Source organism: Sandaracinaceae bacterium (genome assembly GCA_016706685.1).
Taxonomy (GTDB): Bacteria; Myxococcota_A; Polyangia; order Polyangiales; family Houyiibacteriaceae; genus JADJJE01.
On sequence record JADJJE010000002.1, the window covers coordinates 120999 to 133293 of the forward strand.

A 12295-nucleotide genomic window follows, 5' to 3' on the forward strand; every position below is an offset into this window, starting at 1 on the left:
GGCCGACGTGGTAGCGTGCCGCTGACGTGACTCAACGCGATGCCGAAGGACCTCTCGGGCGCTCTCGGATCGAGCGCGTGCACCTGCGACGAGCGCTCGACTCGGAGAGCCTCGAGCCCTTCGATCTGGTGCGCGTCGTAGACGCCGACGGCGACCCGGAGCTGGCCGGCATGGCGCTCTCGGGCACGCTGCACCGCCTGCCCGACGGGTCCGACCTGGCGGAGCCCTACGTCTATCATTCACGCGCGGCTCAGGCGCTGGTGCTGGTGGTGCCTCCTGCGGCTCGCCACCGCGAGATCACGGCCCGTCACGCGCTGATGAGCGAGCTCGAGGCCATGGACAGCGTGCCCGCCTACGCGTTCGACTTCCGCGTGGTGGTGGACCCCACCGCGCTGCGCACGGCGCTCGCGTGGCACAGGCCCACCCTCCCGCCGCCGCTGGTGGAGAGCGTGACCGACGACGAGCTGGACGAGCTCGCCGAGACGGGCCCGGAGCTGACCCCCGAGCTGCTCAGCCACCTGGCCACGGACGTGGTCGACGACGCCGAGGCCGCGTCGCTCGAAGAGGTGGAAGAGCTCGACTCCGAGGCCAGCGTGCAGGATGTCGAGGAGGTCTTCGAGGACGCCCACCCGGAGGTCTCCGCCGCCGAGGTCGTCGACGCGGACGCGGTGGAGTACCTGGACGATGACCCGGCGCCCCAGGTCCAGTCGTTCCTCGACGGATCTTCGGGGGAGTTCGCCCTGGTCGACGCCGACTGGGTGACCACCTACCAAGACGACGACTCCGACGACGACGAGCCGCTCACCCTCGACGACGACGATCTGGTGGCTGTCCCCGAGTCGTACTCCACGCTCGCCGAGCTGCCCCGCGAGCTCCCTCCGGGCGTGGCCCCGCCGGCCGACTTCGAGCGTGACGCGCGGCGCCTGCGTGCCGGTCTCTTCAAGGGTCGCGTCTGGCTCTTCGCGCGCACGCGGGCGGGCGTGTTCGAGCGCGACGGCATCGACGCGGCGGTCCAGCACGCCACCGTCGGGGGCCGCTCGGTGGCGCTGGTCTCGCTCGCCGACCTCACGGCCGACCGCGCCGAGGCCGTGCGTCTGGCCACCGACCTCGCGTCTCCGTCGCCCCGCGCCCTCCTCGGGGCGCTGGCGAAGGACTTCGTGCTCTCGGTGGCGTTCTTCCACGAAGGTCGCGTCCCGGTCCGCTGCGTGGAGCTGCGCTCCGCCCGCGAGGCCAACGTGGCGCGCGTGCTGGCCCTTCCCACGGCGCCCGCCGCCAACGCCGTGGACGTGGAGACCGCCGTCGCGCGTGCCCTGGCTGCGCCGCCCCCGCTCGACTCGACCGAGCACCCGTTCCAGGTGCGCCGCACGTCCACCAGCGCCGCCGAGCTGCGCACCGAGATCCGCAGCATTGCCCGTTGGCTCGAGCCCGCTCGCCGCGACCGGGTGCGCCTGGGCCTGGGTGTCCCCGAGCCCGTCATCCAGCAGGTGTGTCAGGCCGTGGTCGAGGCTGCGCTCGCGAAAGGCATCGCGCTGCCGCCTGTGCTCATGCAGTGGGCCGTCTCCTGCGACCTGGCGAAGGGGCCCGCCGAGATCGTCGCGAAGCAGCTCACGGCGTTCTTGGCGCTCACCTCGGAGCCAGATCGCGGCGGGCTGCGCGACGCCGACGTGGTCAGCAACTGGAACGCGCTGCGAGGCGCCGCATCGGCCTTCGCCGTGGAGATTCCGCCAGCGATCGCGGACGTGCTCCACGCCATGGACGAAGAAGACGTGGCGCACGACCCCGGGGCCCTCGAGGCCCTCAACATCGCTGCGCTGCTGGAGCTCACCCGCCACGCGAACCATCGTTGCGCGGCCACGGCGGAGCTGCTGCGCCGCGACCCGGCGCTGCACACCGAGGCCATCGGGATGGCGCTGCGCGACATGCGCCGCGAGGAGGTGGTGACGCTGGTTCCCGCGCTCGTGCGCGCGGGCGAGCTCATCGTGCCCACGCTGCTCGAGACGCTGTCCGCCAAGAAGACCTTCGTGCGACAGGCGGCCGCGCTGACACTCGCGTCCCTGCAGGCCGAGGCGGCCATCCCGGGTCTGCTCGAGCTCGTGGCCAGTGAGAGCACCTCGCTGTGGGAGGAGTTCGCGCGCGCGCTGGCAGCCTTCGGCGAGCTGGCCGAAGCGGTGGTCGTGGACGCGTTGGCCCGCGATGCGATCCCGCCCGACCGTGCGGCGCTGGTCCTGGCCTACCTCGCCAAGGGTGGCTTCGCGTCCAGTGTGGACGAGCTCACACGGTCCCCGGACCCCAAGATCGCCGCCGTGGCGGGCAAGGTGGGGCCGCGAATGGCCACGATCGAGCGCCACCTGCGCGAGTTCTACGACGCCTCGACGACGCCGACAGGCCCCCGCGAGTTCGGGAAGAAGCTGTTTCGTGCGCTTCACCCGGACAGCCCGCGGTGAACACAGCGGCATCCGCGCTTCCGTCTGGATTCTGCGGCTGAACTGACGTACCGTCAGGGGAGCCCCTGGAGTCACCCACTTCGGGGCACGGAACGCTCTCACGCATGCGCATCGGAATTTTCAGCGACGTCCACGCCAACATCGAGGCCCTCTCGGCCGTGATGGAAGCGTTCACCAACGAGTCCATCGACCAGTTCTACTGCCTGGGGGACGTGGTGGGCTACGGCGCCAGTCCCAACGAGTGCGCGGACATCGTGCGTGACGTCACGGTAGCCACCATCCTCGGCAACCACGACGCGGCGGTCGCCGGGCGCATGGACTACTCGTACTACTACGAGGCGGCACGCCAGGCGCTCGACTACCACGCGGGCATCTTGAGCCCCGCGAACATGGCTTGGCTCAAGGCGCTTCCGTACAAGCAGGAGCGCAACGACATCGGTTTGCACCTGTGCCACGGGTCACCGCTGCGGCTCGAGGAGTTCGAGTACATCTTCGCGCCCGAGCAGGCGCGCGAGTGCCTGGCCATCTTCGAGCAGCTGGGCGACATCACGCTCATCGGCCACTCGCACCTGTGCAAGGTGTTCGGCCTGCGTCCGGGCGAAGTGCAGGAGCTGCCCGCCACCAAGTTCAAGCTGGAGAAGGGCACGCGCTACATCGTCAGCGTCGGGTCCGTGGGCCAGCCGCGCGACTACGACAACCGCGCCAGCTACACCATCTACGACTCCGACGCGCGCACGTTCGAGTTCAAGCGCGTGGAGTACGACATCGAGTCGGCGGCATCGAAGATCTTCGACAGCAGCCTCGAGCGGAACTTCGGCAACCGCCTGTTCATCGGCGTCTGAGGTCCGAGGCCGTTCAGCGGCCGCGCCTCAACGAGCCTGGTAGCGCACCAGCCCGTGCCACGCGGGCAGCCCGTCCCACACGCACGTGAAGGGCGGCGTCTGCATCTGCCCTGGGGGGCACACGCGCGGCGCCACGGACGGTGGCAGGTCGCTCGCGAACCGCTTCCGGGCGTCTGAGTCTCCCGCGTGGCCCACCACCTTGAGGTGACGGCCCAGGGAGGCCAGCTTGGACCTCAGCGCCGCCGGCTCCGAGTAGCTGTGCACCGCGATGTTGCGAAAGCCCGGCGTCGGACGCGCGCTCAGCTCACCCTCGTAGGTGACCGACCAGCCGTCGCCCTCGAACAGGCGCCCCAGCGCCGCGCCCACCCCGCGGTACTGCAGCTGCTGCGCGCCGAGGTGGTGATCGATTGGCCCGCGGGGCAGGGTGACTGCCACCTGGCGGAGCGCGTGGTGCAGGCGCTCGGCGAAGCGCTGCGGGGACACCCACCCGTTCTCCTGCACGTACAGGACCTGCGGCGAGAGGCAGCCGCGCTGGTCGTACGCGGCCACGTCCAACGCGAAAGCGGCCGCGAGGGCGTCCACGGAGTCGTCGTCCGCGTTGGCGCTCGCTGCGAGGACACCCACCCCAAGCCCATGACCATGCTCGATACCCTGGACGCCGGGGGGAAGCTGGCGGCGGACCTCCGCACAGGTGTGGTCGCTGCCGTACGTGGAGACCACGTCTACCGCACCCAGCAGCGCTTGGAGCGCATGCGCGCCATCGGTCGTGGTGGGGTCGATGGCCACGAGCGCGAGGCCCCGTGCGAGTGACTGCATGGAGGGACACCCACCCGAGAGCAGGTCGTGGAGAAGCACGGCGAACGCCTGCTCACGGGAGGAGACGCGCGCCACGACGGGGACACCCATCAGAAGCGGCAGCAGCAGGGCGCGCGCCGGCGCGGTCAGCACGTTGCCGCTCAGCAAGACCGCAGCCAGCCCGACCGGCACCGTGCGGTGCCCCGGAAGCTCGGCGCTTGCCAGGAACGCGGTCAGCGCGGCAGGGGTGACGCTCTCGAACGTGGTGCGCAGCGCCCAGCGGGTCATCTCCGCCGAGAGGCCGCCGCTGATGGCGAGCGACTGGACGTCGCCATGGTTCGCGAGCTCGAGGACGCCGCGCGCCAGGCCCGTCAGCGCGTCGATGCGCACGGCGGCGGGCAACGTGTGGAGCCCCGAGTCGCGCAGCAAGTCCGTCGCGTCTGGTTTCCGACCTCGTACTAGGACCATCGTCATGGCGCCTCCCCCAGCTCGCGAAGCAGCGCCGTCACCACCGCATCCGCGAGCCAGAACCCGTCGACACGCAGCTCGGCGATGACGGGGCCGGCCGACTCGATCAGACCGCGGCGCCTAGCGCCCGCGACGATTCCGAGCGTCCCGATCACAGCGATGCCCCGTGAGCTGGCGACCGCGCGGCCCCGCCGCTCGTCGATGAGCAGCGCATCCGCTGACATCGCCTCCGCGAGGAGAATCGCAGCTGTCTCGCCGGGGGCCAGCTTCAGGTCATGGATTTCAGGGTCTGCTGCCAACTCGAGCCAGGACGCTGACTGGACCGCATGCAGCACCGGCGACGTGTCCGCGATGACTATCAACGGTGCTGTTCGTGGAGCTTGTGAAGCTTGTTCAGAGTGTCGAGGTCGTCCGTGACGTCGGCCGGCTCGTACCGCACCACCGCGATCCCGTGATCGCGAGCCAGGTCGAGGAGACGGTCCGGCGCGACATCGAGCGCGCGCGCCGCGGCGCGCCAGGTCATCCGCTCCGAGCGCACCGCGTCGAGGATGAGAAGCAGGCGCGCCAGGTCAGCCGTGCTCGCGTCGGCGAGCGCCGAAGGAACGCTGATGGTGAGGCTGACCGACGCGGCATCCATGTCGCCATGCTAAGGCCCGGAATCCTGAGTGGCAACCGCGCCAGGGACCCACCTCTTCACACGGAGGTGTCCTCGGAGGTGGCCTCAGTCACGCCCACGAGCACTCAGCGCCTCCTCGACGGCCAGTGAACAGCCCCGCAGCGTGGCACCCGACGCCCGCCCGTGGAGGTCCACCCCGCGAGCACCGTCTCGCGCGGCGGACGCGAGGTCCGAGGTCAGGATGGCCGACACCGAGTCCAGGTTGGCGGCGTCGTCGATACGGAGGACACCCACCTGACCCTGTGGGACGGGCGCCAGGGTCTCGGGGTCCACGGGCGTGGCGCGCACCCAGGGCGGCGGGACCAAGTGGCGACGAGGCTGCGGGTGGCCCGCGACGCGGTCGCTCAGGGAGGCCTCGTACAGCTGTGAGCTGAGCTCGGTCATGCCGTACTCCGCCACGATGAAGTCCTCCGGGATGGCGTAGCGCGCGCTCAGGAGCTGCCGCAGCGTGGCGGGCTCGACCTCGCGCGAGCGCCCCTTGTAGCCCCCCGTCTGCATGATGCGGCTGCCCGCGGGAAGCTCGAAGCGGTGGGTGTCGAGCGCGTCCTCGGCGAACACGAACGCGAACGAGGTGCCCAGCAGCGCGACGGGGGTTCCCGCTTGCTGAGCCGTCAGCAGGGCGGCTGTCAGCGCGGCGTGGTCGAGGGTGTCGTCGCGCATGCACCAGGTGGCGGGACCGGTCCCGAACCACGTCTCGAAGCGCTCGAGCATGTAGGAGAGGGAGCTCTCGGGGACACGCACCGGATGGGCGGCCAGCATCACCAGCGCCATGCGTGGCACGTCGGGGAAGAGCATGCGGCGCGCGTGCGCCTCGGCGGCCGCGTCATAGAGCGCGAGATCGCGGAAGGCGTGGGTGCCCCGGGCGCCACTGGTGGTCCCGGAGGTGCGGAACAGGTGGGTGTCCTCGGAGGACGGATGTGCCGCCACGCGGGTGTAGCGGAACACGTCGGTGGGCATGGCCGGCGCCCAACCGAGCGGGTGAGGGCGGCCGTCTTGTGCCTGACAGAGGCGCTGGTACGGCTCGACGTGCTCGGCTTGGAAGGCCGCCAGGTCGCGGAGGAGGGAGTCCAGGTGGGTGTCCTGCGAGGCCACCTTCGCGCCCGTTGGGTGGGTGTCCCCCGAGGTGCCCGAGGCGCCCGACGCGATGAAGGCGGAGATTCGCCCGGCCAGCTCGGCTCGTGCGGTCTCGTGGGTGGGGCTCACGGTGCTCAAGGGGCACCCATCACGGTGGCGAGGGTCTCGACCAGCCCTGCGAGCTGCTCGTCCGTGACGGTGAGCGGCGGAACGAACTGCAGCACCGACGCATCTGCGCCCGCGGGCAGCACCAGGTACCCGCGCTGCAGGAGGGCGTGCACCAGCGCGAGCGTTCGCTTGGCGGGGCCGATGTGGAGCGCCAGCAGCAGCCCGGCACCGCGCACCGGGCCGAGGCCACGCTCACTCAGCATCTCGGTCAGGCGGACCCCTGCCGCCGCACCACGCGCGATCAGGTCTTCACTGTCGAGCACGTCGAGCACCGCCAGCGCGGCTGCCGCACCCAGGGGGTGTCCAAAGAACGTCCCCGTGTGCAGTGCCTCGCCTTCGGGCGCGCCCCAGGCCTGCATGACGGCGGCGTCGCCGAGGCAAGCGGACACCGGGAGACCGCCTCCCAGCGCCTTCCCGATGCAGATGATGTGCGGCTCCGTCTCGCGCAGGCTGTACAGCAGCTCGCCGCAGCGGCCCAGGCCCGTCAGGATCTCGTCGGCGATCAGGAGCGCGCCGTGCTGCTCACACACGCCCTGGAGGGCTTCCAAGAAGCCGCGGGGCGGGATGCGCACGCCGCCGCGACCTTGGATGGGCTCCACCAAGATGGCGCCGGGCCGCTCGGATGGGTGTCCCTCGAAGAGGCGCCGCACGGGCGCGAGCGCGTCTTCGAGCGGGCAGGACTCTGCGGGCCACGGAACGATGTGCGCGTGCGGGTTGAGCTGCGCCGCGAAGGGACGCCGGAAGCCCTCCGAGTAGCCACACAGCGCGAGTGGGCCGTGGGCCAGGCCGTGGTACCCGCCCTCGAAGCCGACGACGCCGGGCCGACCCGTGGCGAGCGCAGCGGTCTTGAGCGCGGCCTCGATGGCGTCACTGCCCGAGAGCCCGAGGATGACGCGCGACTCGCGCCAGGGACCGAGCTTGGCCAGGCGCTCCAGCAACGTGATCTTCACGTCCGATGGGTAAACGTCGCCGAGGCCATGGATGAGCCGCTGGGACTGCGCGGTGATCGCCTCGACCACACGCGGGTGCCGATGGCCCACGGCCGCCACACCGAAGCCGCTGGTGAAGTCCACGTAGCGGTTCCCGTCGGCGTCTTCCACGTTGGCTCCGACGGCCGCGGTCCACACGATGGGGTCTGTCGGGGCGCCGCTCAGCTCCGCACGTCGGGCTCGCCTCGCGGTGAAGGCGGGGCACTCCGAGCGCGCGAGCGCGTCTACCCAGGCAAGACCGCGGCGGCCGGGCACGGCGCTGACGATGCCAGGCAGCCGCAGGCCTTCGCACGTGCTCGAGCTCACCTCGGGCTCGTCTGCGCCAGGGGTGCGATGAAGATGGCCGAGTTGTGCTCGTTCTCACGGCACTCGACCGACACGATCCAGACGCGACCACGCGTCGCTTCGTGAATCCACGCTGCTGCGTGCTCGTACACGAAGTGCGCCGTGCCCTCGCAGCTGACATCGGGCAGCAGGTTCAAGCGGGCGCCACCTCGCGCTTCGATGTCCCGGAACTGCGGGATCAACGGGTCGCTCGTGTCCAACAGGAGGGTGTGGTCGAACTGCTGGTCGAGCCACGCCTTGAGCGGCTTGAGCGCGCCGAACTCCATGACGAAGCCGTTCTCGTCGCGGGTGCTGGACTCGAACCAGAACGTGAACTCGCGGCTGTAGCCGTGCACGTGGGCGCAGTGTCCGGTGTGTCGCCACTTGCGATGGGCGCACGAGAAGCCACGAAACGTCTTGGAAGAGCGGTACACGCGGCAACGATATCAGGCGCGGCCGTCCTTGCCAGAGGCCGCCCGTTTGCGCACCCTCGGGGCATGATCGTCGTCACCAATCGCATCCCCGTGGCCGAGGGCCACGAGATCGACTTCGAGGACCGCTTCCGCAAGCGCGTCCACCTGGTCGACCAGAGCCCGGGCTTCGTCCGCAACGAGGTGCATCGCCCGCGCCCCGTGAAGTTCTCGCACGAGACGGGCGGCTTCGAGCCCGACCCGGAGGCCGCCGGCTACTACGAGGTCAAGACCTGGTGGCGCTCGCTCGCCGATTTCACCGCCTGGACCAAGAGCGAGGCGTTCCGCGAGGCCCACCGCAACCGTGCGCCGCAGGAGATGTTCCGCGGGCCCAACGTGCTGGAGGTGCACGAGTGCTTCCTGAGCACGGACCTCGAGGTCTAGTCGACCAGCGGAGCCCACTCCTGAAACCTGCGCTCTTCCGCCTCGTCGAACACACCGGCTGCGCGCGACAGCTCGGGGCACGCCACACGCAGCGCGGGGGTCCGAGCCAGCGCGCTGTCGAGGGCCTTCCGCAACTCGGCAGGGGGAATGTCCCGGGGAGCCATCAGCGCACCCACCACGTTGGTGTGCTGTTCTGTGTGCGAGTACAAGACGGCATCGCCCGGCAGGAGCTTGCTCGCGACCATGTCCTGCTGCGGCTCCCGTTGCTCTCCGGCGAAGGGATAGCGCTGATAGTGACGGCGCTCGAGTGTCATGAGGTGCGGAAACACGGGCACCTCCCGACCGCCCACCTCGTGTCGTTCGATGGGTGCCCCGTCGAAGACGACCACGTCACCGTAGTCCACGCCCAGGTCTCGAGTGAGAACGCTTCGAACGATGCCGTGGGCCGCCCCGATGCGCTCGAGCCACACCGTCTCCTCTCCGCCGGGGTCGTCCTGCTGGGAGTCCCGCTCCGCGACGGGCCGTTCTGCCACACGAAACATGCAGGTCGGAAACGTCCCCTCGGCGCGTCCAGCGGGCGAGAGCTCGAGCTTCAGTCCGAGTCCCCGAAAGGTCTCGAGCGCGAGCGCGCCCTGAGCGCTGGCCGTCGCGGCGATGCCTACGTTCCACTTCGCTCCGTCGTTCTGCATTCCCAACGCGAGGGCCTGGCGGTTGTCCTCCACGGACTCCTCGAACCGCCCTCGTGTCTTGTAGAACAGGCCACGGTTGTAGCGGTGGTTGGGGTTGTCCGGCTCGAGGGAGATGGCAGCGGCGAAGGCGCCTTCCGCGACCTCGTCGAATGACCGCCCGCCCCGATGGGCGGCGCTCGCGAGCGCTGCGGCCAGCTGCGCGTTCGACGGTTCGAGCGCGCAGCATTGCTGCAGCCGACCGACGAGGTCGGTGAAGAATCTCGGAGCGACCGGCGCCGCGTTCAGGTCGTCGATGTTCACCACGGCGGCCGCGGCGCGCCCGATCTGCGCGAGGAGCTCGTGGTCTGCCTGCGCGAGGAGGTCGCTCAGGAGCTTCTCCGACTCCTCGAAGTCGAACAACGACTCTCCGACGAGGTCCACCAAGGCCACCGCGGCTGCGCTGTGGTGTTGGGCCTCTGCGATGAGCGGGGCAGCGAGCGTGAGCGCCTCGGCGCAGCTGGTCGCGGCGCGCACGGCGGCAGAGTAGCGTTCGATGTCGGCGTTCGAGGTCATTCGGCTCGTCTTCCTCCGTGGGGTCAGCGCTGGGCGTGCCACGGTATCAGTTCGTTCTATCACTGCAGACTTCGCGCGCGCCGCTTGAACCGCACCAGCGCTGCGCTCAGCAGCAAGGCGATGCACAACCCGGCCACCCACGGGAGCACCAGCACTACCTGCTCTTGCAACCGGCGGGGACGCTCGGGCACGCGCACGCGCACCATGAACTCCCCCGGAAGCGGCATCCCGCGATGCACCGACGCATGCTCGAGGGCTTCCGTCGCTTCCTCACCGAGCCCGCTCGCCACCAGCACGGCCCCATCACGGGCGCGGAACGAATAGTCCGTGCGGTCGAAGGGGTCGGTGGGCATCCCGTCGCGGATGACCACCGTCTGCTCACCCCCATCGAGGTCGAACGTCCCGATCATCTCCACGGCACCGTCGGTCGCCACGATCGGACCGATGGGCTGCATGAAGGGCTCGGCGTACTCGACGGGCACGCGCCTCCCGTCGACCTCCACGGTGAGCTCCTCGCGAAGCCCGGCCCCCCACAGCGCCATGTAGGCGTCGCGCTCCTCGGGGGACACGAGCCCGTTCCCGTCCTCGTCCGCCTCCTGCATCAAGCGGGAGGTCTCGCGCGCTCCGAGGGTCAGCGACACCACGAGCCGCACCCGGTACCCGGACACGTCCACCTTCAGGTAGCGCTCCGCCTGCTGCACCAAGTGACCGAGGTGCGCGTGCGCGACGGAAGCGTCCAAGAGCAGCAGGGTCATGCACGCCACCCGCAGGCTCCGGCCCAGCCATGGGTGGGGGCTCAAGCGCTTGGCGGCTCAGCGGCGAGCCGCTCCAGGAAGCTCACGCCCGTGGCGATGCCGAAGCCCGTGCCGCCCTTCGGGTAGCGCCCGTGCGCGTGGTCCACGTAGGCCGGTCCGGCGATGTCGAGGTGCAGCCACTTGGTCTTGCCGATGAACTCCTGCAGGAACAGCGCGGCCGTGATCGACCCGCCGTACCGCGAGCCCGTGTGCTTGAGGTCCGCGATGTCGCTCTTGAGCGAGCTCTTCAGGTCCGCATCGAGCGGCATGCGCCAATACTGCTCGCCGCTGGTCTTGGCCGCGCCCATGTAGCCCTCGGCGAGCTCGTCGTCGTTGCCGTAGAGCCCCGCCCGGTACTGTCCGAGCGCCACCATGCACGCGCCCGTCAGCGTGGCGTGGTCGATCAGGTAGTCCGGCTCGAGCTCGGTGGCCCAGTGCAGGATGTCCGCCAGCACCAAGCGGCCCTCGGCGTCCGTGTTGATGATCTCCACCGTCTTGCCCTCGCGCGACGTGTACACATCGCTCGGACGGAAGGCCGACGCGCCGAGCAGGTTCTCGGTGGTCCCGATGACCCCGTGCACCTCGATGGGCAGCCCCATGCGCGCCGCCGCGACCACGATGCCGATGGTCACCGCCGCGCCCGCCATGTCGCACTTCATGTCGCCCATGGACGCCGCAGGCTTGATGCACAGACCACCCGCGTCGAACGTGAGGCCCTTGCCCACGAACACCACGCGCTTCTTCGCGTTGGCCGGCTTGTACACCATGTGCGCCACCCGCGGCGGCGTCGTCGAGCCCATGTTGACCGCCAGGAACAGCGCCATGCGTTCCTTGGTCATCCACTTCTCGTCGTACACCTTGCAGGTCAGCGTGCCGTCCTTGACCTCTTCGGCGGCTGCCGCGCACGCGCTCTTCGCCGCGTCCGCCAGCGCCACGGGGTGGATGTCGTTCGGCGGCCCGTTCACCAGGTCACGCGCGAGGTTGACCGCCTCACCCAGCGCCTTGCCGTCGCGCAGCGCGTCGCGCAGGTCCGCGCGCTTCTTGTCGGCGGTCAGGATCAACGCCGACTTCACGCCACCCTTCGCGCGGCGGCTGCCGGTCTTGTAGGTCTCGTACAAGTAGGCTGCGCTGAGCAGCCCTTCCACCGCCAGGCGAGCCTCTTCGGCCGTGTCGTTGGGCAGCACGATGGCCACGCTCTTCTGCTGCTTCGCCGCGCGCACCGCACGGATGCCCAGCGTCCGCGCGTCCTCGGCGCTGGCCTTGCCGTCGAGCCCAACCAGCACCACCCAGCCGGCCTTGAGGCGACCGCCGACGGCCAGCTTCAGCGACTGCCCGGACTTCGCCTCGAAGCCCTCGTCCTTGATGGCGCGCGCGATCAACGTGCCCCCGGCCGCCTTCTCGACCTTGTCGAGCAGAGCGTCCTTCTTGGGGTTGGTCGAGCGCACGCCGACCACCAAGATGTCGACCGGGGCTTGCTGGAGCGAGACGTCGGAGAGCGAGATGCGCATGGGTACCTTCTGTTCCTGGGGGCAGCACCAGGGGGTGCGGACGCGCCATGGTCCACCAAGGCAGGGGTTCGGGCAAGAACCCGCAAGTCGCACAAGGCGCGAAAGGAGGAATGAACCG

12 protein-coding genes are annotated in these 12295 nt (G+C 70.1%); 3 read left to right on the forward strand and 9 right to left on the reverse strand.

Going from position 1 to position 12295, the window contains the following annotated elements; all coding sequences use genetic code 11:
* Positions 1 to 26 precede the first annotated feature (26 nt).
* Together IPI43_04055 and IPI43_04060 are read left to right on the forward strand one after the other, a co-directional pair.
* Positions 27 to 2444, forward strand: a complete 2418-nt coding sequence (locus IPI43_04055) for a hypothetical protein (protein MBK7773299.1) — start codon at positions 27 to 29, stop codon at positions 2442 to 2444.
* Positions 2445 to 2548: 104 nt separating this feature from the next.
* Complete coding sequence (locus tag IPI43_04060; protein MBK7773300.1) at positions 2549 to 3286, forward strand: metallophosphoesterase family protein; 738 nt, start codon at positions 2549 to 2551, stop codon at positions 3284 to 3286.
* Positions 3287 to 3313: 27 nt separating this feature from the next.
* On the opposite strand, the gene IPI43_04065 is transcribed toward IPI43_04060, so the two are convergent.
* From IPI43_04065 to IPI43_04090, 6 genes are all read right to left on the reverse strand, one after another.
* Entirely contained in the window at positions 3314 to 4510 is a 1197-nt protein-coding gene (locus IPI43_04065; GenBank protein ID MBK7773301.1) for a hypothetical protein, read from the reverse strand.
* A 41-nt stretch (positions 4511 to 4551) separates the two neighbouring features.
* A complete protein-coding gene (locus tag IPI43_04070; GenBank protein ID MBK7773302.1) occupies positions 4552 to 4884 on the reverse strand; it encodes a DUF3368 domain-containing protein in 333 nt (110 codons plus the stop codon).
* Between the two features lie 23 nt (positions 4885 to 4907).
* The gene (locus IPI43_04075) at positions 4908 to 5186 is read right to left on the reverse strand and encodes a hypothetical protein (protein MBK7773303.1); all 279 of its coding nucleotides are present in this window, start codon (positions 5184 to 5186) and stop codon (positions 4908 to 4910) included.
* A gap of 84 nt (positions 5187 to 5270) precedes the next feature.
* Positions 5271 to 6428, reverse strand: coding sequence for an acyl-protein synthetase (locus tag IPI43_04080; GenBank protein ID MBK7773304.1), 1158 nt, complete (start codon positions 6426 to 6428; stop codon positions 5271 to 5273).
* Positions 6429 to 6433: 5 nt separating this feature from the next.
* Positions 6434 to 7762: an aspartate aminotransferase family protein gene (locus tag IPI43_04085; GenBank protein ID MBK7773305.1), complete on the reverse strand. Its 1329-nt coding sequence runs from the start codon at positions 7760 to 7762 to the stop codon at positions 6434 to 6436.
* Complete coding sequence (locus IPI43_04090; GenBank protein ID MBK7773306.1) at positions 7759 to 8214, reverse strand: 6-carboxytetrahydropterin synthase; 456 nt, start codon at positions 8212 to 8214, stop codon at positions 7759 to 7761. The genes IPI43_04085 and IPI43_04090 overlap by 4 nt, the downstream gene beginning before the upstream one ends.
* A 63-nt stretch (positions 8215 to 8277) precedes the next feature.
* On the opposite strand from IPI43_04090, the gene IPI43_04095 reads away from it, so the two are divergent.
* Positions 8278 to 8634 carry an antibiotic biosynthesis monooxygenase gene (locus IPI43_04095; GenBank protein MBK7773307.1) on the forward strand — a complete coding sequence of 119 codons (357 nt, stop codon included), beginning with the start codon at positions 8278 to 8280 and terminating at the stop codon, positions 8632 to 8634.
* Here IPI43_04095 and IPI43_04100 read toward each other — a convergent pair.
* Genes IPI43_04100 through IPI43_04110 form a run of 3 tightly spaced genes read right to left on the reverse strand, consistent with a single transcriptional unit; the run spans position 8631 to position 12177 of the window.
* Positions 8631 to 9875, reverse strand: coding sequence for a hypothetical protein (locus tag IPI43_04100; protein MBK7773308.1), 1245 nt, complete (start codon positions 9873 to 9875; stop codon positions 8631 to 8633). The two genes, IPI43_04095 and IPI43_04100, sit on opposite strands and share 4 nt — an antisense overlap.
* Before the next feature lie 59 nt (positions 9876 to 9934).
* Positions 9935 to 10675, reverse strand: coding sequence for a hypothetical protein (locus tag IPI43_04105; protein ID MBK7773309.1), 741 nt, complete (start codon positions 10673 to 10675; stop codon positions 9935 to 9937).
* A complete protein-coding gene (locus IPI43_04110; protein ID MBK7773310.1) occupies positions 10672 to 12177 on the reverse strand; it encodes a leucyl aminopeptidase in 1506 nt (501 codons plus the stop codon). Before IPI43_04110 ends, IPI43_04105 begins: the two co-directional genes overlap by 4 nt.
* Between the last annotated feature and the right edge of the window lie 118 nt (positions 12178 to 12295).

Coding starts and splice junctions, on each gene's coding strand:
- IPI43_04075 (MBK7773303.1), bottom strand. CDS start 5,186: ATGGATGCCGCGTCGGTCAGCCTCACCATCAGCGTTCCTTCGGCGCTC.
- IPI43_04110 (MBK7773310.1), bottom strand. CDS start 12,177: ATGCGCATCTCGCTCTCCGACGTCTCGCTCCAGCAAGCCCCGGTCGAC.
- IPI43_04095 (MBK7773307.1), top strand. CDS start 8,278: ATGATCGTCGTCACCAATCGCATCCCCGTGGCCGAGGGCCACGAGATC.
- IPI43_04100 (MBK7773308.1), bottom strand. CDS start 9,875: ATGACCTCGAACGCCGACATCGAACGCTACTCTGCCGCCGTGCGCGCC.
- IPI43_04060 (MBK7773300.1), top strand. CDS start 2,549: ATGCGCATCGGAATTTTCAGCGACGTCCACGCCAACATCGAGGCCCTC.